The organism is Vibrio sp. CB1-14, from assembly GCF_040412085.2.
Lineage (GTDB): Bacteria > Pseudomonadota > Gammaproteobacteria > Enterobacterales > Vibrionaceae > Vibrio > Vibrio chaetopteri.
Map to the genome: position 1 here is coordinate 147,522 of NZ_CP115921.1, position 25,307 is coordinate 172,828.

At 45.7% G+C, this 25,307-nt stretch carries 25 protein-coding genes and 1 riboswitch; of the genes, 16 read left to right on the forward strand and 9 right to left on the reverse strand.

Annotated features, from left to right (window positions below; translation table 11 throughout):
• Positions 1-11 precede the first annotated feature (11 nt).
• Entirely contained in the window at positions 12-1,202 is a 1,191-nt protein-coding gene (locus PG915_RS16755) for a GGDEF domain-containing protein (protein WP_353499562.1), read from the reverse strand.
• Between the two features lie 493 nt (positions 1,203-1,695).
• On the opposite strand from PG915_RS16755, the gene PG915_RS16760 reads away from it, so the two are divergent.
• Positions 1,696-2,034, forward strand: coding sequence for a helix-turn-helix domain-containing protein (locus PG915_RS16760; protein ID WP_353499564.1), 339 nt, complete (start codon positions 1,696-1,698; stop codon positions 2,032-2,034).
• Between the two features lie 8 nt (positions 2,035-2,042).
• Here the strand turns inward: PG915_RS16760 and mepA are convergent, their stop codons facing one another.
• The 5 genes from mepA to PG915_RS16785 form a co-directional block, all read right to left on the reverse strand.
• Positions 2,043-2,888: a penicillin-insensitive murein endopeptidase gene (gene mepA / locus PG915_RS16765; RefSeq protein WP_353499565.1), complete on the reverse strand. Its 846-nt coding sequence runs from the start codon at positions 2,886-2,888 to the stop codon at positions 2,043-2,045.
• Positions 2,889-3,233: 345 nt separating this feature from the next.
• On the reverse strand, positions 3,234-4,241 hold the full coding sequence (locus PG915_RS16770; RefSeq protein ID WP_353499567.1) for an adenosine deaminase: 1,008 nt from the start codon (positions 4,239-4,241) through the stop codon (positions 3,234-3,236).
• Positions 4,242-4,361: 120 nt separating this feature from the next.
• Positions 4,362-4,461: riboswitch (purine riboswitch) on the reverse strand.
• A gap of 54 nt (positions 4,462-4,515) precedes the next feature.
• Positions 4,516-5,913 (reverse strand): glycoside hydrolase family 1 protein, encoded by a 1,398-nt coding sequence (locus tag PG915_RS16775; RefSeq protein ID WP_353499568.1) that lies wholly within the window; start codon positions 5,911-5,913, stop codon positions 4,516-4,518.
• 4 nt (positions 5,914-5,917) lie between these two features.
• Complete coding sequence (locus tag PG915_RS16780) at positions 5,918-6,826, reverse strand: ROK family protein (RefSeq protein WP_353499569.1); 909 nt, start codon at positions 6,824-6,826, stop codon at positions 5,918-5,920.
• 68 nt (positions 6,827-6,894) lie between these two features.
• Complete coding sequence (locus PG915_RS16785; protein ID WP_353499570.1) at positions 6,895-7,791, reverse strand: ROK family protein; 897 nt, start codon at positions 7,789-7,791, stop codon at positions 6,895-6,897.
• Between the two features lie 270 nt (positions 7,792-8,061).
• Here PG915_RS16785 and PG915_RS16790 point away from each other — a divergent pair, with 270 nt between their 5' ends.
• Complete coding sequence (locus tag PG915_RS16790; protein WP_353499571.1) at positions 8,062-8,910, forward strand: pirin family protein; 849 nt, start codon at positions 8,062-8,064, stop codon at positions 8,908-8,910.
• A gap of 118 nt (positions 8,911-9,028) precedes the next feature.
• On the opposite strand, the gene PG915_RS16795 is transcribed toward PG915_RS16790, so the two are convergent.
• Positions 9,029-9,310 (reverse strand): pyrimidine/purine nucleoside phosphorylase, encoded by a 282-nt coding sequence (locus PG915_RS16795; RefSeq protein ID WP_353499572.1) that lies wholly within the window; start codon positions 9,308-9,310, stop codon positions 9,029-9,031.
• Positions 9,311-9,440: 130 nt separating this feature from the next.
• On the opposite strand from PG915_RS16795, the gene PG915_RS16800 reads away from it, so the two are divergent.
• The 6 genes from PG915_RS16800 (at position 9,441) to PG915_RS16825 (ending at position 15,133) form a co-directional block, all read left to right on the forward strand.
• A complete protein-coding gene (locus PG915_RS16800; RefSeq protein WP_353499573.1) occupies positions 9,441-10,766 on the forward strand; it encodes an ABC1 kinase family protein in 1,326 nt (441 codons plus the stop codon).
• 180 nt (positions 10,767-10,946) lie between these two features.
• Complete coding sequence (locus PG915_RS16805; protein WP_353499574.1) at positions 10,947-11,414, forward strand: DUF2850 domain-containing protein; 468 nt, start codon at positions 10,947-10,949, stop codon at positions 11,412-11,414.
• A 149-nt stretch (positions 11,415-11,563) separates the two neighbouring features.
• Positions 11,564-11,860 carry a hypothetical protein gene (locus PG915_RS16810; protein ID WP_353499575.1) on the forward strand — a complete coding sequence of 99 codons (297 nt, stop codon included), beginning with the start codon at positions 11,564-11,566 and terminating at the stop codon, positions 11,858-11,860.
• 208 nt (positions 11,861-12,068) lie between these two features.
• Positions 12,069-12,815, forward strand: coding sequence for a phosphatase PAP2 family protein (locus PG915_RS16815; RefSeq protein ID WP_353499576.1), 747 nt, complete (start codon positions 12,069-12,071; stop codon positions 12,813-12,815).
• A 19-nt stretch (positions 12,816-12,834) separates the two neighbouring features.
• Entirely contained in the window at positions 12,835-13,128 is a 294-nt protein-coding gene (locus PG915_RS16820; RefSeq protein WP_353499577.1) for an ArsR/SmtB family transcription factor, read from the forward strand.
• A gap of 388 nt (positions 13,129-13,516) precedes the next feature.
• Entirely contained in the window at positions 13,517-15,133 is a 1,617-nt protein-coding gene (locus PG915_RS16825) for a methyl-accepting chemotaxis protein (protein WP_353499578.1), read from the forward strand.
• 71 nt (positions 15,134-15,204) lie between these two features.
• Here PG915_RS16825 and PG915_RS16830 read toward each other — a convergent pair whose 3' ends face one another.
• On the reverse strand, positions 15,205-15,783 hold the full coding sequence (locus PG915_RS16830; RefSeq protein WP_353499579.1) for a YceI family protein: 579 nt from the start codon (positions 15,781-15,783) through the stop codon (positions 15,205-15,207).
• A gap of 120 nt (positions 15,784-15,903) precedes the next feature.
• Between PG915_RS16830 and PG915_RS16835 the strand changes: the two genes are divergently transcribed.
• The 7 genes from PG915_RS16835 to PG915_RS16865 all read left to right on the forward strand — a co-directional run bounded on the left by PG915_RS16835 (position 15,904) and on the right by PG915_RS16865 (position 23,247).
• The gene (locus PG915_RS16835) at positions 15,904-16,515 is read left to right on the forward strand and encodes a flavin reductase family protein (protein WP_353499580.1); all 612 of its coding nucleotides are present in this window, start codon (positions 15,904-15,906) and stop codon (positions 16,513-16,515) included.
• A 154-nt stretch (positions 16,516-16,669) separates the two neighbouring features.
• Positions 16,670-17,581: a Fe(3+) dicitrate ABC transporter substrate-binding protein gene (locus PG915_RS16840; RefSeq protein WP_353499581.1), complete on the forward strand. Its 912-nt coding sequence runs from the start codon at positions 16,670-16,672 to the stop codon at positions 17,579-17,581.
• 7 nt (positions 17,582-17,588) lie between these two features.
• Positions 17,589-18,587 (forward strand): FecCD family ABC transporter permease, encoded by a 999-nt coding sequence (locus PG915_RS16845; protein WP_420884627.1) that lies wholly within the window; start codon positions 17,589-17,591, stop codon positions 18,585-18,587.
• On the forward strand, positions 18,584-19,549 hold the full coding sequence (locus tag PG915_RS16850) for a FecCD family ABC transporter permease (RefSeq protein ID WP_353499582.1): 966 nt from the start codon (positions 18,584-18,586) through the stop codon (positions 19,547-19,549). Before PG915_RS16845 ends, PG915_RS16850 begins: the two co-directional genes overlap by 4 nt.
• Positions 19,549-20,313 carry a Fe(3+) dicitrate ABC transporter ATP-binding protein FecE gene (gene fecE / locus PG915_RS16855; protein WP_353499583.1) on the forward strand — a complete coding sequence of 255 codons (765 nt, stop codon included), beginning with the start codon at positions 19,549-19,551 and terminating at the stop codon, positions 20,311-20,313. The genes PG915_RS16850 and fecE overlap by 1 nt, the downstream gene beginning before the upstream one ends.
• A 113-nt stretch (positions 20,314-20,426) precedes the next feature.
• Positions 20,427-22,601, forward strand: a complete 2,175-nt coding sequence (locus tag PG915_RS16860; protein ID WP_353499584.1) for a TonB-dependent receptor — start codon at positions 20,427-20,429, stop codon at positions 22,599-22,601.
• A gap of 259 nt (positions 22,602-22,860) precedes the next feature.
• Entirely contained in the window at positions 22,861-23,247 is a 387-nt protein-coding gene (locus PG915_RS16865; RefSeq protein ID WP_353499585.1) for a hypothetical protein, read from the forward strand.
• Between the two features lie 139 nt (positions 23,248-23,386).
• Here the strand turns inward: PG915_RS16865 and add are convergent, their stop codons facing one another.
• The gene (gene add, locus PG915_RS16870) at positions 23,387-24,376 is read right to left on the reverse strand and encodes an adenosine deaminase (RefSeq protein WP_353499586.1); all 990 of its coding nucleotides are present in this window, start codon (positions 24,374-24,376) and stop codon (positions 23,387-23,389) included.
• Between the two features lie 267 nt (positions 24,377-24,643).
• Between add and PG915_RS16875 the strand changes: the two genes are divergently transcribed.
• Positions 24,644-25,216, forward strand: coding sequence for a porin family protein (locus tag PG915_RS16875; RefSeq protein ID WP_353499587.1), 573 nt, complete (start codon positions 24,644-24,646; stop codon positions 25,214-25,216).
• Positions 25,217-25,307 lie beyond the last annotated feature (91 nt).

A 25,307-nucleotide genomic window follows, 5' to 3' on the forward strand; every position in this document is an offset into this window, starting at 1 on the left:
GGCTGTTCGCTCTATGCGTTTACGATAAGTTGAGCTTGCTCAGAGGCCATTTGAACACAGTTGCGACCCTCTTGCTTTGCTCGATATAAGGCTTCGTCTGCTCGCGCAACCAGAGCGTCCCAACTTTCATCGCAAAGAGACTCTGCGACCCCAAAGCTGCAACTCACTTTGACGGGCATACCATCCACGCGCACGTGCTCTGCGACGCGCTTGCGCATGGATTCAGCAAGGAACAGTGCAAAGTCGATGGTTTGATTGTTTAAGACGATAATGAATTCATCGCCCCCAAATCGATAGATAGCTTTGGGGGCATTCGAAGTGCCTTTTATCTGCGAAGCGACTGCCTTTATCACTTTATCGCCAATAACGTGGCCATAGCGATCATTGATCAATTTAAACCTGTCGATATCAAGCATAATAATGCTTTGTTTAGGCTTACCACCACCCTCTGCCAGCGCCAACGTATAACTATCAAGAGCACGGCGATTACGCAGATTGGTCAAGGAGTCGAAATAAGACAGCGCATAAATATCATCCATCTGACGGGCATTAATCAGCCACAGCATACTAAAGCTAGAGGCTACCGTTAAAAAAATGCTGAAGAGAAATGTCAGTTTATGTACTAAGTCAGCATCCATAAACTGGAAGATCTCAGCACTGTCCCACGTATAAGCAGCGCGGAACAACATAAACAACCCGTAGAAACCAAACGTCGCGGCCATAGTAAAAACTGCAGGCTGGTAGTCTCTGTGTTTACCCACTATGACTACAAACGAAGTTGCCAGCGTAACGACTGCGATTGACAACGCACTAACCAAAATGCGTTGATTGATCGAGTTGGCTTCATAAGTGAAATAGAGATTTAGCACCAAGACAAGTGGAACGACCCAACTGAAGCTATGCGCAAACTGTGCTTGAACCCCACGGAACTGACACATGCCATGCAGGATCATATGAAAGGAGACGGCGATCAATGTGTTCGCAGTAACAATTGAGACCCAGTCAGGGGCGACACCGCGTAAACTTATTAATAATGGACCTGCCCCCATGGCCAATAGCGCCAATGCAAACAGTCTTATTCCTTTGGTTTTTTCTTGAGTCGTAGCGAATAACAGCAATCCAATGCAGTATATAACGCTGAACAAAATCATCACAAAATTCAGCGTTCTCATATCAAGAGAAAATGCAGTCAATGTATCCATCCACTTCCTAGCTTTATAGTTATGTCAATTACTACTGCAAATCAATAACCCTGCAATAATTAACAAATGCTATACAACCAGGCAGCAAATTGGAATTAATGAATGTTTTTTGAGAAGCGCATCACTAATATTGTTATCAGTATGTGTAATTTTTCGACAATAGTATGTTGAGGGAGCAGATAACTTTCGTTTGTTCAATGACATAATAATTAAGGTTACACACTAGGAGCGCAGTGAAGAAAGGTGAATGAATTCTTACATAGTGAGAACAGCTTCAGTGCGACACAACGTAGTTCAAAATATTGACGCGCATTTGTCCTCAATCGGACAGTGGCTTTACCTGGCTTGCAAGGCTCTGACAACATCAAGCCTAAGCTAAGCTGAAATACGCGACATCTACCCAAGAGGCCACAAGATGCCGAATTCAGAGTGCTACAGGTTACTTGGGTATAGAAGGGAATGGAACAATTCCAACTAATTGCAGGGGTTAATAATGAATTTTACACAACAAGATACTGAAGCACTTTACCGTGTCTGGATGTCACAGAAAGCAAAAATGCACATTACGCAAATGGAAGTGGCCAAACGCCTAAACGTCAGTCAAATTGAACTGTCTAATCGACTCAATGGCAACGTGCCTTTAGACGCCACCTTTGTCGATCGCTTTTGTCGACTATTGCATATCGACCCATGCCACCACCTACCATCAATGCGCAGCCATTTTGTTAGCGAAGCTGACCGAGTTTTCAATACTCGCCTAACGATCGACGGCGACATTACCAATATCCGTGTCGACGGCAATCAGGTCACCATCGAGTATCGACTTCAATAACTGCTTTCTTAAGGCTCAGCCAATAACGCAATACACTCTTGAAACTTTGGTTTTGAAACGCGCTTTTTAGGCGTCACCTTTTTCGTTACTTTGTCTGCAGGCTTTTTCTTAGCTGGAATATAGGGCTTCCACGATGCAAGCTCTTGTCCGCAGCCATCTCCCGGTGGTGGAGGGTTTTGCGCTATGCACTTTCCCTCCCCTTCAGGGCAATGCAGTCTTACGTGAAAATGGTAGTAGTGCCCCCACCATGGGCGCACTTTACGAAGCCAATCTCTCTCCTTCCATTCGACTTCACAAAGCTGCTTTTTGATTAAAGGATGAACAAAGACACGTGCTACCCGCTCATCGACAGCAGCAACTTGAAGCAGGAGTTCATGATTCGTCGTCCATTTATCTTGTTTAAAACGATACTTTTCAATATCTACGACAGGGTAAGGTTTGGGATCCGCTGCCTCTTCCGCATTGAGAGGAGCATTGGGAAGTCTTAGCCAAATATCGGCATCAAGCCCGGTTTGATGACTCGCGTGCCCAGACGTAAATCGCCCTCCCCTTGGCATTGAGATGTCGGCAACTAGTAAATGCCCTATCCCGAGCTTATCGACGTTACGAGCTAATTCGGTCAAGTAGGCAATCATATCTCGGTGGCCGTAGTAACGATTACGTTGCGAGCGAATGACTTGATAGCCCTCACCCGTTAGAGAAAGTTGTTGTCCCCCAGCTAAACAGCCATTGGCATAACTGCCTATTGAATTGGACTCCCCCTCACTCGGCACCGATACTTCATCCCACGAGCGCTGCAAAGCATGAACGTTGCACGATACAATGAACAACACTAGCCAAGCCAATTTCCCCATGTCACTTCCTCGCTCTAGATGCTGAGAAGACGTTAGCTTAAGGATAGCGCGCTCAATTGAGCTTGCACACAATCAAACGCAAAATGATGTAGTACAACAAAGTGCACTACATCAATTTTTCGCTACATAAAGTGAAATGTTTCACAAAATCGAACTCTAATTGAGGTTTCATAACCTGTTGTATTGCAGGTAATAACAGAACGCGCTACAAATAAATCACTCAGTTGATTAACCACCTCTGAGTCTACCACTCAAGTCGTCATTCCTTTTTTGAGGCTGCCACCTTTTTCGGGAGTGACGACTTAACTTTTTCTTGGCGTTTAACCTCTATTTATATCGACCTCACTAAACCACCGAATTTAAATAATCCGTCACCTTTTTCCGGTAAGCTTGCTTCTGTGTGTCACCAATAAAGCTGGCATCGATAGCATTAAGCGTAAACTGTGCGAGCTCTTCATGGGTTAAAAGGTGAGCCTGACTGACCGCGACAAAGTTGTCTGTCATATAGCCACCAAAATAAGCTGGGTCATCTGAGTTGATGGTCACTGCAACGCCTTTTCTTAGTAGCTCCACAATATTGTGATCTTGCATTTCATCAAACACTCGAAGCTTTATGTTTGATAGCGGACATACCGTGAGCGGCATCCTAGACTCAATAAGCTGTGCCACCAGCGCCTCATTGTCAACGCAGCGTACGCCATGATCAACACGGCTAACACCCAGCATACTGATCGCATCAATAATGTTCTGAGCAGGACCTTCTTCCCCTGCGTGAGCAACCGTCAAGAAGCCATGCTCTCTAGCCATTTCAAATACACGGGCAAACTTTTCAGGTGGGTGACCTTGCTCAGAAGAATCCAGACCTACACCAACAATGTCATCTTTGTAGAGAATGGCTTGTTTGAGTGTTTCAATTGCCGCCTCCTCAGAAAGGTGACGCAAGAAGCACATAATCAACTGCGAGCTTATCTCCAGTTTCTGTTGCCCATCTTTTAACGCGCTTACAATTCCCTTGATAACGGTATCAAACGCGATACCCCTATCAGTATGGGTTTGTGGATCAAAAAAGATTTCTGTGTGAATCACATTATCGTGCTGACAACGCTCTAAATATGCCCAAGTTAGGTCGTAAAAGTCTTGCTCGGTTTGCAGCGCATTGGCGCCTTGATAGTAAATATCGAGAAATGACTGTAAGTCATCAAACTCATACGCTTTGCGAAGCGCTTCTGGCGAGTCGTAAGGTATGTCGATTTGATTGCGTTTTGCCAAATTGAAAAGTAGTTCTGGTTCTAGAGAACCTTCGATGTGAAGGTGTAACTCGACTTTTGGGAGACCTTGAATAAATGCGTTCATATACCACCTATTATGCTTATAAGAGCCTTAACGGCTTATGGGGCTTGCGGATGCACTTACTCTGAGTATAGGAACAGATGAAGAAAAGTTTCGAACGCCAATACAAAGAGTAAAGACAGCAATGCCATCCTAACTCTTCGTAATCAGCACTTTTCGGGAACTGGTAGAGACCCCCAAACCGTATTATTGGGGTTATACGAAGCTGCGGGGACTGTATCAAATGATGAAGGCCATTGACAACCTACAGTCCACCGCTTTGCCTCAAAAAATATAATTAGTCGTCAAATGAGCCCGTCGTCGCCAATTCTTTAAACCAAACTCCATGTTTCTTAGGGATTCGGTTACCAGTCTCTAGATCCAAGCGGAAGAAGCCATAACGACGCTTGAACGAGTTCAACCAAGACCAGTTATCGATAAAGGTCCACTGGTGAACACCAAAGCAGTTTGAGCCCTCTTCAATTGCTTTGTGAAGCTGAACTAGATGCTCCTTCATCAAGCCTGTGCGGAATGAATCGTCAATCAGACCGTCGGCACCTGGCTCTCCCTCTGATTCTAGATCCATCGCAATACCGATTTCAGCAAGGTACCAAGGAATGTTGCCGTAATTCTCTTGAACATTTTTAGCGATATCGTAGATAGCCGTCGGCAAGATTTCGTTATTGTCACGATATGGATTGAATCGACCCTCTGGGTTTACGTAGTTCTCGAAGTATACCTCTGGAGTAAAGTAATCTAGGTCGTACTCTGCTTCGCGTGCTTTCACACGGCGCGGAACATAATAGTTAACACCAAGAAACTCGACTTTTGCGGTTGTAATCGCGGCAATCTCTTCCGCTGTTGCTTCAGGCGTTAACCCTTGCTCAGCCAAAACATCACACAGCTCTTGAGGGATTTCATTTTTCACCATTGGGTCTAGGAAGCTGCGATTAAACAAAAGGTCTGCATACCACGCTGCTTTTTTATCTTCTTCACTGTCGTTTCGCGTGTAAGAAGGAGTTAAATTAAGCACGATACCAATTTGCGAGTTTTCCAACTCCAACGCGTTAAAACGGTGTACCGCTTTTGCGTGAGCAAGCATGATATTGAAAGCAACCTGAACGGCGAGCTTGCCATCTTTCTTGCATGGGTAATGGAAGTCATACAAGTAACCACCTTCTACTGGCACGATTGGCTCGTTAAACGTGATCCAGTGCTTCACCTTGTTACCGAAAAGCTTAAACGCGGTCTCTGCGTAATCTGCAAATAGGTCGACCACTTTCTTTGACTCAAAACCGCCAAACTTCTCTTGAAGCTCTGCTGGCATGTCAAAGTGGTAAAGGTTCATCATTGGCTCAATGCCATTGGCGATCATTTCATCAATGTAGTTGTTGTAGAACTCAACAGCATCTTGGCATACTTCACCCGTTTCGTAATCTTTGATTAGGCGAGACCACTGAATAGAGGTACGGAACGAATTGAAACCGACCTTTTTCATGTCTTGTACATCTTCTTTGTATCGGTGATAAGTATCCGTTACCGTTTGAGAACTAATGCCACGATAAAAACGCTCTGGACTTTGCTGGTGCCAAAGATCCCAAATAGAATCGTTGGCTTTATTTGTAGTGCCTTCTGTTTGAATGCCAGACGCAGCCGCGCCCCACAAAAAGTTTTGCGGAAAAGTGTATGTCGTCATCTTACTAACCTTGTCTATTCAGAAAATGTTTTAAAGCGCCAATCAGGTTGGCGTCGTTACCAAATTGTGTCAGTGCGGGAACCGGACGTATTCGGGCAATCGGAATGCTTGATTGCAGCTCATCCAGTTTGCGATTGATATTGTCAATTAATCGAGGGCTGCGGCTGACCGCCCCTCCAAGAAGAATGCATTTAGGATCCAAAGAGTACTGAACATTAAAGAGAATCGTTGCCAGATCGCCATACCATTGCTCAACCAACGGTTGTACGTCACTGTCGCCCTGTTCGTAAAACGAAAACACTTTAATACCATCGAACTCTTCGACCTTTTGATTTTTGGCCATTGCCACGTTTTCAACCAGGGCACGAGTGGATGCTGCGTTCGAATAGGTAATAGGCTGCCCCTCTTCAAAACGGAGTATGCAATAGCCAAACTCCCCGGCATGCAAGTGGGTCCCTTTGATGACTCCACCATCACGCACGATAGCGCCGCCGATCCCGGAGCCCAAAACTAGTAGGCAAAACTCGTTATCTTCTTTTCCAGCTCCGAGCCAATCTTCTGCAAGTGCAGCGCAACAGCCATCGTTTTCTAGCTCTACTGGTAGATTGAACCGAGCTTGGTATAAAGCTCTCACGTCGATATCGTGGATATAAGGGAGAGCACTTGCCCCTTCTATCACCCCAGTATCCACATTGACAGCTCCGCAAGTACTTATTGCGATGCCTTTCAGTGCAAAGCGAGCGGCAAGCTCATCGAACGTAGGGGTAAACGTGTCTAGCCACTGCTCATAACTGTCAGCCTGGCTAGAGAGCGAGAAGCGCTCATGAATTTGTGCATCCACCGACATGACTGCACCTTTCACCGATGAGCCACCAAAATCTAGAGTTAGAAACAGGTCGTCTTTTAGTGTCATAGTTGTTTTTATGAACTCGTTATATTTGCGAATTAAGTGTTTATATGTGACAAAGAGATTAGCTTTGACTAGAGCGTGTGCAAGAAGGCGGCGCCTCGCACACCAGACGAATCGCCATGTACGCTTTTTACAACCTGGGTCGTGACCGATTTTGTGAAGGTGTATTGCGAGAGCTTTTGCTGAACCAAAGGATACACTTCGTCTACGTTCGACATCCCACCACCAAGCACGATGACTTCAGGGTCGACAAAGTTCACAATAGCCGCCAAAGTTCTAGCAAGCTGATCACAGTACAAATTGAAGTGTTCAATGGCTCGGTCGTCGCCTCTTTCATAGAGAGCCATAATCTCTCTAGAGTTTGCGGGTTCATACTTCTCTGCGAATGTGCGAGCAAAGCCCGTACCTGAGACAAATGATTCTGCGCAGTTCATCGAGCCGCAGTAACATTGGTTAGGATTACCATCAACCTCTGGATTAAAGTTAGGCAGTGGGTTGTGTCCCAACTCGCCACCGAGCTTATTGAGACCGGTCACCAAGCCATTGTTGATCACCACGCCAGCACCGCAGCCAGTTCCAATGATGACTGCGACACAAGAGTTGGTCGCGTGCTTTGCAGCGCCATCTTTATATTCAGAAAGCGCAAGACAATCTGCATCATTGGCAATAACAACTGGGACATCGATCTGCTTTTGAATATCACCAATAAAGTCCTGTCCATTTAACACAGACACATTTGCTCCCTGCATCAGGCCGTCATTGCCGACAGAACCACAGCAGCCTATGCCAATAGATTCGATCTCCCCATGTTGGCTCACAGCATCAATCACAGACATCACCGCTGTTAAGAACTCTGAATAACTGTTTTTTGCCGTTGGTTCACGATGAACAACCAAGGTCTCGTAGCTATTGGCATCGAGTCCGACACCCTCTATTTTTGTGCCGCCGATATCTAGTCCTACTATCATGTTTTGCTCTCTTGATTTGTTTGTTCGCCAATCTTTAAACCTGGGGTCGCCAACATCTCGTTGGATTGATTCTAATAAAACAAATTTTCGTTCTCTTCTAAAGGACGAGACCCTCAAAATTACGAACAAGTCACAAAACTATATAGTTTTACAAAAATACACATGCAGTTTTTAGTTCGAACTATTCGAACGTCTCTTTCACATTACCACTCTGCTCTTTAGATCTCCGGAGATCTATAGTTTGACTATCAGATAACAAGGAGATCCCAAATGACTTCATTTAGAACCATTCAACAGATCATTCCATCGCATGCCACCTCTGATGGTGATGGTGTAAAAATTCGTCGCGTACACGGCTTTGACAATCAGGCGTTCTCGCCGTTTCTTATGATTGATGAGCTCAAATCTGACGACAAAAAAGATTATGTTGGCGGATTTCCCCCTCATCCACACCGCGGTATTGAGACACTTACCTATATGATGCAAGGACACTTCCAGCATCGTGACCATATGGGGAACGTGGGCGAGTTACGCTCTGGCGGTGCTCAATGGATGGCAGCAGGCCGTGGCGTGATCCATAGCGAAATGCCAATAATGGATGACGGTCAACTGCACGGTTTCCAAATTTGGATAAACCAGCCGGCCAGAGACAAAATGAAGCCAGCGCAATACCACGATTTCCAACCAGAAACGATTACCGAGTATCAAAAACCGGGATTTGGATTGGTGCGTCTATTAGCTGGCACATTAACCGTCGATGGTGAGGCGTTGACAGGCCCTCTCACGCAAACAGGCGTAGCGGCAACCGTTGCTGATTGGCGCGCTGAAAAAGGCGACCAACTTGTTTTGGGCACACCCAAACACCACAACGCCATGGTTTATGTCTACGAAGGTGAAATCTCATTGAGTGAGAAAAAATTGATTAAAGGTGAACTTGCACTAGTCTCAAAAGGAGAGACTATGGAGATTAAAGCGAAAGAAGATTCTGGATTGTTGGTATTTGTTGGTGAACCTATCAACGAGCCAGTCGTTCACTACGGTCCATTTGTTATGAATAGTAGCCAAGAGATACAGCAGGCTATTAATGACTATAATCGCGGCGAATTTGAACGTTATTGATTCAACAATCAAGTTTTAGATTTGACACCTTAATCCACTGCCTGTGTGTCACGCATCGACTGAATACGTCGATGCGTTCTTTTTTGCGATATTCGTTTTAACGCTGTCGCTGTTAATGCTACAGATATTCGCAAAGATAAGCGGTTGCTTGCTCGACTTGCAAATCAAAGCTTGAGTCGCCTTCAACGTCAAACGCCTGACCCGCTGTGTAGGTTTTCCACTCTTGCGTGTTAGCTAAACGGACCGTTAGCGCACCTTTTACTACCGTCATTTTCTCTGGAGCAGCGGTTCCAAACGTGTATTCACCTGGCGCCATAACGCCGACACTGCTGTCACCGTCAGTTTGTGTAAAAGCGAGGGATTTTACGTTTCCTTCAAAATAGGTGTTTTCTTTGATCATAATGACTTCCTTGTAATTTACTTAAGGCAAAACATCGTTTTACCTCACAAAGTTAACGAAAACAAGTCATTGATCACTTGCTAGTCTGTGATGGTATAAATAAACAGAACCAATTAATCAGAGACAAGGTATGTCCAATCAGGAAAGTAAAGTTCCAACCAATCGCCTCACCCGCTTCGGAAAATTAGCCTCACTGGCAACGCGAGTTACAGGCTCTATGGTCACAGAGGGCGCAAAACAGTTTGCTCAAGGAAAGCGTCCCAAGGCGCGCGAACTGCTACTCACCCCGAGTAACGTCAAACGAGTGGCCGATCAACTGGCTCATCTTCGTGGTGCAGCGATGAAAGTCGGTCAGTTAATGTCGATGGATGCGGGCGATCTTATTAGCCCAGAATTGGCTGACATTCTTTCAAGGCTGCGCTCCGATGCTTCACCAATGCCTGCCAGTCAACTTTCCTCGGTTCTTACACAAGAGTTGGGAGCCGACTGGAAGCAGAACTTTATCGAATTTAACTTCAAACCCATCGCCAGTGCATCGATTGGACAAGTACACCAAGCCCACTCAGACGATGGCACTAAACTGGCGATTAAAGTGCAGTATCCAGGTATTAAGCAAAGTATCGACAGTGACGTCGACAATGTAGGCACCCTACTCAATGTGGTTGGACTCATTCCCAAGGATGTCGATTACAAAGGATTACTGGAAGAGGCAAAGAAACAGCTTCATGCCGAGGCAGATTACTTATTAGAAGCCAAACTTCTGCGCCAATTTCGCAACTACCTCGCAAGCTCCCCGCAATTTATCTTGCCTGACGTCCGAGATGAACTTACAACCGATAATGTGCTAGCCATGACCTATGTAGATGGCGTTGCGATAGAGTCGTTAGTGGACAGTAGTCAGCAAACTCGCAACCGCGTGGTTACCCTACTGTTGGAGCTTCTGTTCAAAGAGATATTCGATTTTAAGCTGGTACAAACGGATCCTAACTTTGCTAATTTTCTTTTTGATGAGCGGCAACACAAAGTCGTCCTGCTAGATTTTGGTGCGACTCGAGCTTACGACGACCGCATCAGCGATGGCTATCGTCTCGCTTTCAGCGCCATCCTCGACGGTGACGACGACGCGCTCTATGAGGCATTGCAGCAAATTGGCTTCTTCACTCAACAAATCCTACCTGCGCAGAGAGACGCAGTCGTTAACCTAGTTAAACTTGCCGGCGAGCCACTTAAGCACCAAGGTAGCTATGATTTTGGCGCCAGTAACCTTGCACAGCGCATCAGTGAAGCGGGCACGGTAATTAGTATGGAGCAGGACTATTGGCATACTCCCCCAGCTGATGCGTTATTCTTGCATCGTAAGATAGGTGGCTTGTATTTATTGGCGGCTCGCCTCAAGGCCAAAGTCGATGTAAACCAGCTGTTTTTGCCCTTTAGGTTGACGGAAGTCTTGAAATAACAAAGTATTACAAAGCCTATCTGTCAGCTTTTCATATCTAGCGCTATGGTTAATGCTGAGGAAGCGACATTCCCTATCTAGCGTTTGGTAAAGTTATAACGGCTTTAGTCGATAACCTAAATAGACGCTAAAAACACAACCGAGCACAGACTCAATTAGGCGACAAGGAAGGCCGAGCGAATGACAAGGATCAGAGCCAAAGCAACCCCCAACACCGACTCTTATATGCTGGTAGTAATACTGCTGGTCATCGTCGTGCTGTCTGGCTTGCTTGGCTTTGCGTTTTATAGCAGTCACCAAAACCATATCTCCCCAACCCGCGTCTACGGCAATTGGATTGAAATTGGCGCTCCAAAACAAAGCACAGAGATCTTGACGTTTTCTGACGCAGGTGCGCTTCGCAACCATCGACTCGTGACGACTTCCTTCGAGTTTGATGGTCGTATTGTGCGTCTCAAAACAGGCAGTGGCTTGTGGGTGTATGAACGTGTCGGCACACCCCGTTCCCCCCAGCTTCGTCGCGTCACGCCTGCTTTGCCTCCGCAACGTTTTATTCTTGAAGGCTATGAAGATACCGTTCCTATGGATGGTTACAATCCAACTCAAAACCGCCGCTCCGCGTTGCGAGAGCATTTCACAACCAAGTAATGTCAAAAGTTAGATGTGGTCACATCGCTTTTGTGCATGTTTGTTTGACCCGTATCAAGCTTCACTTAAATTTCATATAGACGTCACTCATCCTCTCCTACACTGTCTCATAGGCTAGTAGGAATCGTTACTTTCCAGAGGAGAGGACAATGATCAAAACACATCGCAACTTTGTGCTGCATGGCAGCAACCAGCGTCACGCTCAAATTCACGTCAATCCAGTAGGTGAACTCGATATCGATATTGTCGAGTCTAATGAACACCATAATACTGAGTTGACCGAGCTCAGCTTCAAACGTTCGCAACACTCAACGCTAGTGAGAGGGTTTGAGATTCACGATCATAAAGCATGGCAAATCACGCTCAACAATCGAGATGCAGATGATCTAAGCACCATAGTCAAACGAGCAAATGATGATTATGAAGAATTAATGCGTGATCTTTAAGACAGTGAGTAGCATCTCGAATTAGTGTGGCAAGTGGCGACATTGCTTGCCACTTAATGCTGCTTTGTACCTTGTTGTTTTCATGCGCCAGTGAAAATAAGTGGCTTAAAACGGCAATTCAAACAAATTATGACATTCCCCTGAATTATCAATACAATCAATCCAATACCCTATCCACCCTGTTTTACATCAGCACTCCCGACTCCCTATGCCAAACTTGAATCTTCATCAACTGCGATTTTTTACCCAAGATAAATTGTTGGGGATTGTCTGCCTCGCTATCTTCGCGACCATTTTGTTCGTTCTATCATCTTTGCTCTACCCATATGAGCTCAGCGCTCAAGTAAGCAACGAGCTAGGTACCGTGATGCAAGTACTCTCTTATTCTGCTGGTCACCAAGGGTTCCTAATCACATTAGCGATACTTGGAGTGATAACACTCTGGGTTACGAGAGCCAGCAAACATAAAGTAATATTGATTGCCCAGTTAGGGTTACTGCTGGTATTCAGCTTTGGCGCTAAGACGTTCTTGAAGCAGTGGACCGAAAGCCCTAGACCTTACACTCATGAACTAGCGGCAGAGGGGCTGCTCTCTTCACCCGAGCAGTTCTACACGCTTGATAGTACTGACCAAAACCAGATCATCGTTTTAGCGAGTGATGAAGTAAGCCAATGGCGAACCAAGCACTGGTTGGGTGAAACTGACTATTCCTTTCCTTCTGGTCACACGATTTTTGTGGCAGTATGTGTTCTCTTCTTTGCCGGGTTATTTGCCAACCACCAGTATCCTATTCTCTCATCCTTAGTGATCTTATGGGCAGTTGGCGTCGCGACCAGTCGACTTTGGCTTGGTATGCATCGCCCGGAAGACCTATTTGGTTCACTGGCATTTGCACTGGTGCTTTTCTTGATTGTCCCTAGCGCTGACTCCAAATTTCGATTACTATCGAAATAGTAATTGCGGAGAGAAACAGATGCAGATTGAAATTGCAGCAAAAGCATTGAAAGAACTGGGACACGTTACCCGCCTCGCTATCTATCGACAAGTCGTTAAGGCAGGACGACAAGGTATCCCTGTCGGTGAGATACAAGAGCGACTTGATATTCCCGGTTCGACACTATCACACCATATTTCGAGTCTTGCTTCAGCCAATTTAATAGAGCAACGTCGTGAAGGTCGAACTCTATTTTGTGTTGCGAAATACGAGCATCTCACAGGCGTCATTGACTTCTTACAAGATGAATGTTGTGTTGATGAAAAGTGCTAGCAATTAGCACTTTTTCAAACTCTCTTTCACTTTAATTCAGATAATAAATACCAGATTGAATGCGATAAAATCACCAATAAATAAACACCACATTTAATATAACCACAATCAATCCACGACCAATTCATTGATTAAACAGATAGATAAACCCCCATCAACAGTGAGAGTTATACTCTAATAATCCATTCAACCCTCTATTTCCATACCAAACCCAGCCAATTATATTAAATAGATCGAAATTTCGGCAGTTAATAAATAATCTAAATCAATAAGTACCATTATTATCAGTAATAAGTGATACTATGACTTGCTACTGACCAATCAAAACACTGTCGATGGTATTTCAAATGGAACTTGCTGCATTCATAAGGTAAAGAGGAATATTTTTGTGAAACTGAATAATTTGTCGATCAGAGCGAAGTTACAGGCTCTTGTCGGCTTTGCCGTACTCATTCTATTCTCACTGGGTACTTATAATCTTATCATTCAAAAAAACTCAAGCTACGACCAACGTAAAGACCGAGTACGCTCGAATGTCGAAGTGGCGTACACCTTAGCAAGTCACTATCAAAAACTCAGTGCTTCGATGGGCGAAGAGCAAGCGAAGCAAGCGGCAGCGAAAGCCATTGAGGCGCTACGCTACGACGGCAACAACTACTTCTTCATCGCAACTTCCGATGAAAAGGTGGTCATGCACCCGACTAACCCACAGCTAAACGGCACTAAAGCGAGTAATTTGCGAGACTCTCGTGGTCACTATTTCTGGCAGGAAATGAGTGCAGTTGCGACCAAACAAGGTAGCGGCTTTGTTACCTATTACTGGATTGGTAGCGACGGCGAAGAGTCGCAAAAGATCTCTTTCGTCAGTTACATTCCCGAATGGGACTGGATTATCGGTTCGGGTGTTCAAACTGCAGACATCGACAAAGCATTCCAAAGCCAGCTAATTAAAGATCTCATTGTCGATACCCTAGCTGCCATCGTGTTAATTATTATGAGCGTCTACATTGCTCGGAATGTCGTCAAGCCGATTGAGAGCCTAGTACAACGCGTTCATCGAGTAGCTGACGGCGATCTAACTGTTAATATGTCGAGCGACCGTAAAGATGAACTGGGCTATTTAAGTAATGAACTTGCACGCATGATGTCGGCGCTCAAAGATACCATCACCGCAGCGAAGTCGTCGGCAGATTATTCAGGCCAACTGTCTAGTAGCATTGCCGCTGCGAGCGAAGAAACCTCTACCAGTATTGACTCTCAAAGCCAGCAACTTGAGCAGCTTGCAACAGCAATGAATGAAATGTCTTCAACCATTCAAGACGTCGCTAGTAACTCAGAGCACACTGCCACAACAACAGAAGAGAGCAAAAACTTTGCCGCTGAAGGCAGTCGCAGCATGGGCTATACGTTGACTAATATCGCCGGTATTTCTGATGACATCACCAGCACCCACCAGCTCATGGAAGCGCTGAAACAAGGCGTAAGCGATATTAGCTCGGTAGTAAACGTGATTCACGAAGTTTCAGAGCAGACCAACCTTCTTGCCCTCAATGCAGCGATTGAAGCAGCGCGCGCCGGTGAACAAGGTCGCGGTTTTGCCGTGGTTGCCGATGAGGTTCGAAACCTGGCTAGCCGCACTCAAGAGTCTACGGCGCAAGTACAAACCACCATTGATCAGCTTAACGAGCGCACCGACAGCGTATTGTCAGTAATGGCAGCAAACCAAACTAAGGTGTCTGAGAGTGTGGATTTGGCTTCGCAAACTCAGGAGAAACTGGATACTGCGGTAGCCAAACTCAACGACACTTACGATATGGTGACGCAAATTGCGGCGGCGGCTGAGCAGCAAGGCACTGTTGCCAATGACGTCAATGAAAACGTTAGCGTGGTGCATCTATCGATTAGCGAAATCCGACAAGCGAGCCAAAGTTTGGCTCAGCAGTCACAGTCAATGGCTCAAGCTTCCGATGAGCTAACGCAAAAACTGGCTTACTTTAGAGTGTAAGCTGACCCCAGCTTGGAAGACTCAAAAACGCTGCGAAATTACGCAGCGTTTTTTTATTTGGTTATTTTTGGTTATTTTTGGTTATAGACCAACATAAACGTCAACGGTACCGACGTCGCAATAGCCGGCAGACCCGCCACTTCACGTAGTTTTTCTATACCCTGTTCCAAACCAAAATCCGCGGCATATACAATCAAAGGATCAGTTGCGACAATCACCACCTTGTCATCACTCATTTTCATTACCGTCAGTTTGGCGGGATAAGTTTTCTGCTTACCGTGCAAATCCACAGTGACGTCGTTAATGATGCTATAAATGCCGCCAATATCGCTATTGTCCAGTTCACTCATATCAACCACGGTGGTAATCGTTGCTTTAGCAAAGTCAGCAACGTTAAATAGCATGGTTTGCATTCTCTCATTTCGAATGGGTATGTTGGTTTCGATACTGGACAAATCGATAACCAGCGTTGCTTTGCCATCGTCACTGATCGTGCCTGTCATCGCTTCAAAGTGATGTATTTCGCTTACACTGTTGCTTTTAGTGGAGACAAATTTGAGTGTCGAATTGCTACTATCGAGCATCCACTCAGCTTGTGACGAGAACGTCACTGCCAGAGCAGCGAGTAGCGTACCTAGTCGGATCATCATGGGGTTTCCTTATCTATGCTGACTCTATAGGTGTAGTCTAGGACGCTTCGGATCTCCACACTGTCAATTGAATATGATACTGTTTTGACATACTAAAAATGACGACACGGAGAAGTCAGTATGCAGCTTAACCTCGATGAGTTATCCCCCAACGCTATCTATCATTTGATGACGCAAACCGTCATCCCTCGCCCGATAGCTTGGGCGCTCACAGAATCATCCGACGACAATTATAATCTCGCTCCATTTTCATATTTCGCTCCGATATCGAGCAATCCACCATTGTTGATGCTCTCAGTGGGCAAAAAGCCTGATGGCACGTTAAAAGACACCGCGGTGAACGCCATTAACAATAAAGAGCTAGTCATCCACATTGCGTCTACTGGAAGCGCCGAAACCATGACTCAAACCTCTGCAACATTGAGTCATGGCGAGTCAGAAATCATCGCTAGCCAAGTGGAACTCGACGATCTAGACGGCTTCAATCTGCCGAGAGTTAAACAATGCCCTATCGCCTTTGGTTGCACCCTTCACGATGTTCTAGAAGTCGGTAATACACCTCAACACTTGCTTATCGCCAAAATAGAGAAAGTCTACATCGATGACCAAGTCGTCACGATGCAAAACGAGCGCTTAGTCATCGACGCGCTTAAAGTCGACCCACTATCTCGCTTAGGGGGCAACGATTACGCCACGCTAGACAAAACCATCACGGTACAACGCCCTCAATAGCTACTCTCTATTAGTTCTCAGCTGCGAAACAAACCATTCACTCTATGTAATGGTTTGTTTTACTTCATATTAGCAACTTATATTTAATGCTATTGATAACCATTCCCAATCAATGTAGGATTGCGCACCTGTTATTTTTTACATTGAGCTCGCTATGAATATCTCTTTTGCACAAGGACTTCGTGCTGTTATCGTCAATTTTCTCGCTTTTGTCTGTATTTCCGCTGTGGCAAGCGACACCCGAGTTTTCGAAGACCAACAAGGACAAGTTTCTATTCAAGGCAGCCCAAGTCGTGTTGTCGCTCTAGAGTACTCTTTTGTGGATGCGCTCGCGGCGGTAGGCATCTCTCCAGTCGGTGTCGCCGATGACAAGAACATCGAACGCATTCTTCCTGAAATTCGCGAACTAATTAAACCTTGGCAATCTGTTGGCGTGCGTCCACAACCAAGCTTAGAGGCCATCGCGGAGCTTAAACCCGATCTCATCATCGCGGATGCTGAACGTCACGCTACCATTTACAACGATCTTTCAAGCATTGCACCGACCATCCTTTTAAAAAGCCGAGGCGAGACTTACGAGGAAAACCTTGATTCAGCACTGAAGATAGGAATTGCGGTAAACCGTGAAGCTGCAATGAAAGCTCGAATTGAAAAGCACCAGCAGATCATGGCTCAGTATCGCCAAAATTTATCATCAGCAGACAACTTTCAGTTTGCGGTCGTAACTGACAAAGGCATGTGGCTACATGGACCAGACTCCTACGCGGGTGGCGTTATTACTGCATTGGGACTCAAAGGGCCAGCCGTTCCGAAAACAAACAAAGCGTACATTGAAGTGAGCTTTGAGCAGCTTTTGAAGATCAACCCTGATTGGCTGCTGCTGGGTCCATATAAACCTCATACCGTCTACGATGACTGGGCAAACAACCCTCTTTTTAAAATGCTGAACGTTTCAAAGTCACAGCAAGCCGTCAAAGTGTCGCCACAATTGTGGTCACTAAACCGAGGGATAATCGCAGCAGAAGGCATTGCTAAGAACCTAACTGACATTATTCAAAAGCCGTAGATTTCCCATGTTCCAATTCCAACAGTGCAAGCTTTGGCTTGCACTTTTTTTGGGAATGTTTCTTTCCCTAAACATCTCCTTGATCGCTTGGTCTAGTTTCGATTTAACGCTCTCTGCTCTGAGTCACTATTGGTTTGCTTTCGATGCCAATAATATGGAACACCAGATAATCAATACGCTTCGCATGCCAAGAGTGTTGGGCTGTGCGCTGATTGGTGCCAACTTAGCCGTTGCTGGTGTGCTCATGCAAGGCCTTACTCGAAATCCACTTGCTTCACCGTCGGTGCTCGCCATCAATTCAGGTGCGGCACTTATGATTGTATTGACCAGTTTTGGAATACTTACCCTTCCGCTACCTACGTTTGTAGCAGGCGCACTGGGAAGTGCGCTAAGTGGTCTACTGGTCATTTATCTTGGTGGTTTCTTCGAAAATAGACCTCACCCAGTCAAGCTTGTTCTCGCTGGTATTGCAGTCAATGCTCTGCTGTTAGGGTTAACTCGAGCCACCATTATTCTTGCAGACGACCAAGCCTATAGCATTCAATCTTGGTTAATTGGCTCTGTCAGTAACCTTAATTGGGACTCTATCACTCTGCTCGTCCCGATCAGTCTATTTGCTCTGTTACTCAGTTGGGGACTGGCTCATCAATTAAACTTATTGGTGCTGGGTAACGATGTCGCGACTGGGCTTGGCGTCAACACCACTGTCATTCGTCTACTTGCTTGCCTAGCGATTGTTATGTTGACCAGTATCAGTGTCTCCACAGCAGGTCCAATTGGCTTTTTAGGATTATTGGTTCCTCATATGGCACGCAAGCTCGTTGGAAACAACTTCTTCCCTTTGATACCTGCGAGCGCATTTCTTGGCGCATTATTATTGATGCTGTCTGACACCTTGGCTCGCGCTATTGCTTTCCCAAGCGAAACGCCTGTAGGCGTAGTGACAGCCCTAATTGGCACGCCATTTTTCATCCTTATTTCCATAAAAGGCCGCATCAACTCATGAAGCTTTCTTGGCTAATTCTGGTGGTAATTCTGATTGCTGTAGGCATCGTAAGCATGCTCGTCGGTGTCACTCAATTATCATTGCTACAAGTCGTTGATACCCTTTTTCACGGTGGTGACTACGACTTTGTCGTCAACCAATATCGATTCCCGCGCCTATTGCTTGCCATAGGTGTCGGTGCGGGACTTGGTGTATCTGGTGCGCTTGTACAAGGTGTGATCAGAAACCCCCTTGCCTCTCCAGACTTAATTGGGGTGAGTGCTGGCGCTGGTTTCGCAGCCACACTGCTATTGACCATCTATCCCGATGCACCAATTTGGTATCTGCCTTTGGCGGCCATATTTGGTGGTGTCAGTGTAGGACTTGCTTTGGTTATCATTGCACAGGCGGTAAAGCTGCCTCCTGCGCGAATGGCGCTTACTGGTATTGCTATCAGCGCCTTTTTAGCCAGTGGTATCGACTTTCTCTTAGTTGTCCATCCTATCGAGATCAACACCGCCATGATTTGGCTGACAGGAAGTTTATGGGGAAGAGGATGGGAGCAGCTACCTTATATTTGGCTCGGATTGGCCATTTTATTGCCAATTGCCCTATGGTACGCATGGCGACTGGATATCATCGGCCTTGGTGACGAATCCGCCATTGCTCTGGGTGTGCAACTCGAAAAGGTACAGATAGCCGCAATACTCAGCGCCGTCATGCTGGCGAGTCTCAGCGTTTCCATTGCAGGAACGATCAGTTTTGTTGGATTGTTAGCGCCACATTTAGCTCGCATGCTATTTGGACACAATCATAAAGCGCTCGCTATCGGCTCTGCATTGATTGGTGGATTATTGGTGCTAATCGCTGATGCTATTGCTAGAGGTATCTCGCCGCCAATTGAGCTTCCTGCTGGCGTCCTGACTTCCGTCATTGGGGCACCCTACTTCATCTTTCTATTAAAACGACACAAGGGTTGGTAATGCTGTCTGTTAAGAATCTACACGTTGCCTATGGCAATAAAACCATTATCCAAGATCTCAACCTGTCTATCCCAAAGGGCAAAATCACGGCTCTTATTGGGCCTAATGGTTGTGGAAAATCAACCCTGTTGAAAACTCTAGCAAGAATTAATCAGCCGAAGTCAGGCCAAGTGTTTATTGACAACACGCCGCTAACAAAGATCCCAACCAAAGCGCTTGCACAGAGGTTATCAATGTTGCCTCAAACGCATGCTAGCCCAGAAGGTATCTCTATCCGCCGCCTTGTGGAATATGGACGAGCGCCTTACACCTCACATTGGGGAAAACTCAACGAACAGGATAACCTCATCGTCGAACACGCTATGGCTGCCACCAGCATTAGCGAGTTAGCCGAATTGCCCATCGATGCTCTCTCAGGCGGACAGCGTCAACGTGCTTGGATCGCGATGATCATTGCGCAAGACACCGAAATTGTCATGCTAGATGAACCCACCACCTACCTTGATCTATCTCATCAAGTTGAGCTAATGCACACCATGCAAGCCATGAATCAGCAAGGCAAAACAGTGGTTGTCGTTTTACATGATCTCAACCAAGCCTGCCGCTATTGTGACCATTTGGTTGTTCTTAGGGATGGCCAACTAATGACCGAAGGCACGCCTTCAGAGGTGTTTACTCAATCATTGCTCAAGCAAGTGTTCGACCTTGATGCCATGGTGATTGAAGACCCAGTTTCCAATACCCCAATGTGCGTCGCTCGCTAATCATTTCAATGTGTTATACATCAGGTACAACACATTGAAAATTCGGTATTGATAATTATTATCATAAGCACTACCATTGCCGCAAAATTAAAAATCAGTGGTAATTACATCTCATGGCATCATCAACAGGGAACCGAGTTTTATCTCTCTCATTACTCGCACTATCCATTGCTCAAGCCAACGCAGCTGAAACAACAGCATCATCGACAAAAACAGAACAAGACAACGCCGATGAAAACATGGTTGTGACAGCAACACGTTACAGCCAAGACGCAGATAAGATCCCTGGGTCTATCCACGTTATCTCAGAAAAAGAGCTCAAACAGCAAACGGCTGTCGCCGACGACCTAACCAGCGTTATCGCAAACTTGGTACCAGGCATGACCCCGAGTCGTCAAAAACTATCGACGCAAGGTGAAAACCTTCGCGGCCGCACTGCGCTGATTATGGTCGATGGCGTTCCACAAAATAACCCTCTTCGAAATGGTAACCGTAATGGCTATACCGTTGACTCTTCAATGCTAGAACGCGTAGAAGTGGTTCAAGGTGCGAGTGCGGTGCAAGGCAATGGCGCGACTGGCGGTATCATTAACTATGTGACCAAGAGTGCGAAGCCAGGCGATCACTGGAAACAAACCATAGGCACAAGAGTAACCTCCAACCTTAAAGAAGATGGCACTGGCGGCAAAGTTTACTACAACCTTAGCCAGTACGATGAAGACTATGATCTGTTCATCGGTGGTGCTTGGGAGCAGCAAGGGCTGTATTACGATGGTAATGGCAACCCTATTGGCATGAACTCGATCCAGGGTGAAACCCAAGACTCCAACGCGACCAATTTTCTTGCAAAAGGTGGCTACAACTTTGATGGTGGCAATCAACGCGTCAGCTTTAGTGCCAGCCGATTCAAACTGCAAAGTAACCAAAACTACGTTGCAGTAAAAGGCGATTGGCAAAATGGTGTTCCGGGTACGGTTGTAAAAGGCACGCCAAGTGGCGACCCAACCTCTAACTACGCTGAACTCTACAACTTTGGTTATGATCACTACGACTTCTTAGGCGGTGAGCTTAAATTCCAGGCCTTCTATCAAAACTTTGAAGCTGTCTACGGACAAGCATCTTGGTGGCCAACACCAGACAAACAGTATGACCAAGGCGCTATCGTTTCGACCAAAAAAGGTTTCAAACTAAGCTATGTGAAGCTGGACTTATTGGGTCTTGATGACAGTTGGGTGATTGGGCTTGATGGCCTAGAAGACTCGACTAAGCAGAAACTGACACAATCAAACCGCGATGTGACACCAGATATGATGTACCAGAGTATCGCTCCGTTTATTCAAGGTGACATGCTGGTTACAGATTCATTGCGTCTATCTGGTGGTGTACGTTTTGAAAATACACGTGTGAAAGTCGCTAACGGTCAAACTCTATGGGGCTACGGCAACGGCGGTCATCGTGAGGTGAACATCATCGGTGGAGAACAAACCTTCTCTCAAGCTGTGTTTAACGCGGGCGCGGTCTATGATTTCACACCAAATGTGTCTTCGTTCGTGGGCTTTAGCCAAGGATTCGGCTTACCTGATATTGGCCGAGTACTTCGCGGTAATTGGATCGGCGGCCCTGGTGTTGATGCTCCATCTGGCGGACACCCTATCGATTTCAATACCATGCCGGCAGTTAAACCCGTCGTAACCGACAACTATGAAGTTGGACTAAGTTACAGCAACGATAAGTTCTTCATTAGCGGTAGCACTTACATGTCAATCGCAAAAGATGGCGCTAACCTGAGCCTAAACAAAGGCGGTACCTATGATGTTGTCCGTCAAAGAACCGACATCAAAGGCTATGAGCTAAGCTCCACCTACCACATTTTGCCAACTACTCAGCTTCAAGCGCTATATTCGCATGTCGAAGGTCAGGTAGATACTAACCAAGACGGTCGTGTAGACAGCGATATGGATTTGAAAAACCTATCGCCAGATCGCCTGTTGGTCGCAATGAACCACCAGTTTTCAGATAACTGGAATGGCCGAGTACAATACAACCACATGTTCTCGCGCTCAAAAGAGCAGAACGATGCGGGCAGTGCACAGAAATTTGATGGCTATGGCCTGATGGATCTTTCGATGTTCTACAACATGAAACAGTATGGCCGAATCAGTGTCGGTATTGAAAACCTGTTTAATGAGCAGTACATCAACTACTTTAGCCAAATCCGTCACCATAGTGCCTATTACTTCTCAGGTCGCGGTAGGACCTTTAGCTTAGGCTACGAAGTCGACTTCTAATAAAAGACCCTCACCATTGGTGAGGGTCTTTTTCCATAAAAAGCTTAGGCAAGTATTAATTCGACTAAGCGATTCTGCGAGCAACGCTCAAGTTAGCGCTCCAGCTGTTAGCAGTTGTTTCTGTTTGGTTTCCCTACTGTCAGCAATGGTGAGAGACTATCCGATCGTGTGAGACATTCGTCAAACCAATAACTATCTAACATTATTTTTGCATTGATCTTTTATGGTTGACGCCTACGAAATAGCAGTGGTAGCAAACATGAGAAACGTAATAATGATGACATTGGCGCTGTGCTTGGGCTTTAGCTCAGCCGCCAAAGCGGATACCGGAGTTGGTCTTTTTGTTGGAGACCCATATTGGGGGTTAGACTTCAAGCACAATGATCTTCGCTTTAATGTTAGCCTCGACGACCGTATGGGCTTTGGCGTCAACAAAACCTTCGGTATTCAAGATACGCCAATCTACCTCTTTGTCGGCGGTCATTATGTTGATAGAAATAGTCGCTATATTGCGGTTACGCCGGGGATTGGAGCTGAGTTTCGCGTTAAACCTGTTGGATTTTATGTAGATGTTACACCGGCAATTTATCTTGATGAATTTGAAATAGAACTTGAGGCAAGGGCCGGCTTTAGAGTGTATTTCTAGAGAACTGGTCTAGCTATAAAGGCGAGTACATAGGCTAAATGCTTGTCATTTAAGAGGCCGTTCGTATCTTATAGAAGAAGACCCAGTCGTATAACAACTGGGTCTTTTTTATGGCTGGTGACACTAGCTCAGCTTATTGCTAATTTGCTAGGAGCTGTGATTTCGTAGCTTCATCCGTAAATGCCGCATTCACACTATTGCGATAGATGTGAATATAGTCGTCTTCGCTCAAGTTGAACTGTTCCATCACTTTTTGTACTTCTTTTGTCATGGTGGTGTTGGAGACGGTTCTGTTATCTGTGTTAATCGTTACTGGAATGCCACGCTGTCTAAAATCTTCAATTGGGTGAACATCCATACTGTCTACCGCTTTGGTCTGAACGTTACTACTTGGGCACGTTTCCAGAGCAACTTGCTTGTCGTAGACTAGATCAAATGCCGCTTGATGAGTCGCGATATGGATACCATGCCCCACTCGCTCCGCACCGAGCATTGTAATCGCATCATATACGTTCTGACCTTCGCCCTGCTCACCAGCATGGATAGTGACATTGAGACCTTTTTCTTTTGCATATTGAGCAAATGGGATGAACTTCTCGCAGAAGCCCAGCTCTTCACCGCCAGCAAGATCAAAAGCAGCCACACCTTTGCCTACATATTGCGAACCAACATCAATGACATGTTTAATTTCATCCGTTGGCATATGACGCAGCAGCGACAAAATGATATTGCCTTTAATACCGTGCACCTTCTCAGCACGCTGCATACCCGCAACGACTGAACCGATGATTTCCTCAACATTCAGACCTTTCTCACGATGTAGAAGTGGACCAAATCGCACTTCCATATACGTTACGTTTTCAAGCGCTGCATCTTCATACACTTCAAAAGCAATACGTTCTAGCGCTTCTTTAGTTTGCATGACAGACAGTGGTAAGTCGAAACGCTTTAGGTACTCAATAAGGTTAGGACAGGTTTCTGGTGCGATCATCATGTCGCGAATAACGTTAACGTCCTTACTAGGCAAATCGATGTTCTGTTGCTCCGCCAACTCGATAATAGTTTCCGGGCGCACACTTCCATCTAGGTGGCAGTGTAGGTCGATTTTTGGCAGTTGTTTATAATTCATCGTTACCTCTCTAGTCGTAATCGTTGGCAGTTATACTGATAAACGTACTACAAAACCACCCTGACGTTCTAAAAAAGTGTGATGCGACTCAATAATATTCGAGTAAACGTTTGCGTATTTGATTGTCATTTATTGACGTAAGTCACAAACAGTTCTATGACACTTCCACCACATTTCACGACACTTCTAGCACAGAGTTCTCCGCAGAGATCCCTTACATTACGCCCCGACAAACAAACACTCTAAAAAATCTTTTAAGGTATCAAAATGAAAAAAGCAGTAGTACTTGCAGTTTCTGCACTAATGGCAACTGGCGCGTGGGCGAACTCTACAGAATCAGGTTTCTACATTGGTGGTGGTTACGGTCTAACAGAAAGTAAACTAGAAAACCAAGATGTATCAGCGTTCCCAACCATTGACGGTGAGCGTTCACTACGCGTGTATGGTGGCTACCAATTCAACCGTATCGTTGCTCTGGAAGGTGGTTACACAAACTACGGTGACTTGTCACATCAGAGCTTACAAGGCGTAAAGATCAACCCAACTGCGTTCTCGCTAGCAGCAAACCTTGGTTACAGCTTCGACAATGGTCTACGCCCATTCGCTACACTAGGCCTATCTCGCGTTAACATGGATGTAAAATACAACGGTCAAAAAGAAAGTGATTCAGCAACAGGCTTCCGCTATGGCTTAGGTCTAGAATATGCTCCTCAGATGGTGGAAGGTCTAGCAATGCGTTTAGCTTATGAAGCTGATGCTTTCAATGTCGATATTGGTGACCCAAAAACATACACATTCTCGGTTGGCTCTGTGTACCTTGGCGCTTCTTACAAATTCTAATCAAATAAGCGCTTGTTAACCTGATCGTTAACAAACGAACGCCCAATGCCTCCCCCCGATGTTGGGCGTTTACTTATTCCTGTAAATTGGA

Excerpts from the sequence above, each read along its gene's own strand:
- PG915_RS16755 (WP_353499562.1), bottom strand. The coding sequence starts at position 1,202 with ATGGATACATTGACTGCATTTTCTCTTGATATGAGAACGCTGAATTTT.
- PG915_RS16760 (WP_353499564.1), top strand. The coding sequence starts at position 1,696 with ATGAATTTTACACAACAAGATACTGAAGCACTTTACCGTGTCTGGATG.
- mepA (WP_353499565.1), bottom strand. The coding sequence starts at position 2,888 with ATGGGGAAATTGGCTTGGCTAGTGTTGTTCATTGTATCGTGCAACGTT.
- PG915_RS16770 (WP_353499567.1), bottom strand. The coding sequence starts at position 4,241 with ATGAACGCATTTATTCAAGGTCTCCCAAAAGTCGAGTTACACCTTCAC.
- PG915_RS16775 (WP_353499568.1), bottom strand. The coding sequence starts at position 5,913 with ATGACGACATACACTTTTCCGCAAAACTTTTTGTGGGGCGCGGCTGCG.
- PG915_RS16780 (WP_353499569.1), bottom strand. The coding sequence starts at position 6,826 with ATGACACTAAAAGACGACCTGTTTCTAACTCTAGATTTTGGTGGCTCA.
- PG915_RS16785 (WP_353499570.1), bottom strand. The coding sequence starts at position 7,791 with ATGATAGTAGGACTAGATATCGGCGGCACAAAAATAGAGGGTGTCGGA.
- PG915_RS16790 (WP_353499571.1), top strand. The coding sequence starts at position 8,062 with ATGACTTCATTTAGAACCATTCAACAGATCATTCCATCGCATGCCACC.
- PG915_RS16795 (WP_353499572.1), bottom strand. The coding sequence starts at position 9,310 with ATGATCAAAGAAAACACCTATTTTGAAGGAAACGTAAAATCCCTCGCT.
- PG915_RS16800 (WP_353499573.1), top strand. The coding sequence starts at position 9,441 with ATGTCCAATCAGGAAAGTAAAGTTCCAACCAATCGCCTCACCCGCTTC.
- PG915_RS16805 (WP_353499574.1), top strand. The coding sequence starts at position 10,947 with ATGACAAGGATCAGAGCCAAAGCAACCCCCAACACCGACTCTTATATG.
- PG915_RS16810 (WP_353499575.1), top strand. The coding sequence starts at position 11,564 with ATGATCAAAACACATCGCAACTTTGTGCTGCATGGCAGCAACCAGCGT.
- PG915_RS16815 (WP_353499576.1), top strand. The coding sequence starts at position 12,069 with ATGCCAAACTTGAATCTTCATCAACTGCGATTTTTTACCCAAGATAAA.
- PG915_RS16820 (WP_353499577.1), top strand. The coding sequence starts at position 12,835 with ATGCAGATTGAAATTGCAGCAAAAGCATTGAAAGAACTGGGACACGTT.
- PG915_RS16830 (WP_353499579.1), bottom strand. The coding sequence starts at position 15,783 with ATGATGATCCGACTAGGTACGCTACTCGCTGCTCTGGCAGTGACGTTC.
- PG915_RS16835 (WP_353499580.1), top strand. The coding sequence starts at position 15,904 with ATGCAGCTTAACCTCGATGAGTTATCCCCCAACGCTATCTATCATTTG.
- PG915_RS16840 (WP_353499581.1), top strand. The coding sequence starts at position 16,670 with ATGAATATCTCTTTTGCACAAGGACTTCGTGCTGTTATCGTCAATTTT.
- PG915_RS16845 (WP_420884627.1), top strand. The coding sequence starts at position 17,589 with ATGTTCCAATTCCAACAGTGCAAGCTTTGGCTTGCACTTTTTTTGGGA.
- PG915_RS16850 (WP_353499582.1), top strand. The coding sequence starts at position 18,584 with ATGAAGCTTTCTTGGCTAATTCTGGTGGTAATTCTGATTGCTGTAGGC.
- fecE (WP_353499583.1), top strand. The coding sequence starts at position 19,549 with ATGCTGTCTGTTAAGAATCTACACGTTGCCTATGGCAATAAAACCATT.
- PG915_RS16860 (WP_353499584.1), top strand. The coding sequence starts at position 20,427 with ATGGCATCATCAACAGGGAACCGAGTTTTATCTCTCTCATTACTCGCA.
- PG915_RS16865 (WP_353499585.1), top strand. The coding sequence starts at position 22,861 with ATGAGAAACGTAATAATGATGACATTGGCGCTGTGCTTGGGCTTTAGC.
- add (WP_353499586.1), bottom strand. The coding sequence starts at position 24,376 with ATGAATTATAAACAACTGCCAAAAATCGACCTACACTGCCACCTAGAT.
- PG915_RS16875 (WP_353499587.1), top strand. The coding sequence starts at position 24,644 with ATGAAAAAAGCAGTAGTACTTGCAGTTTCTGCACTAATGGCAACTGGC.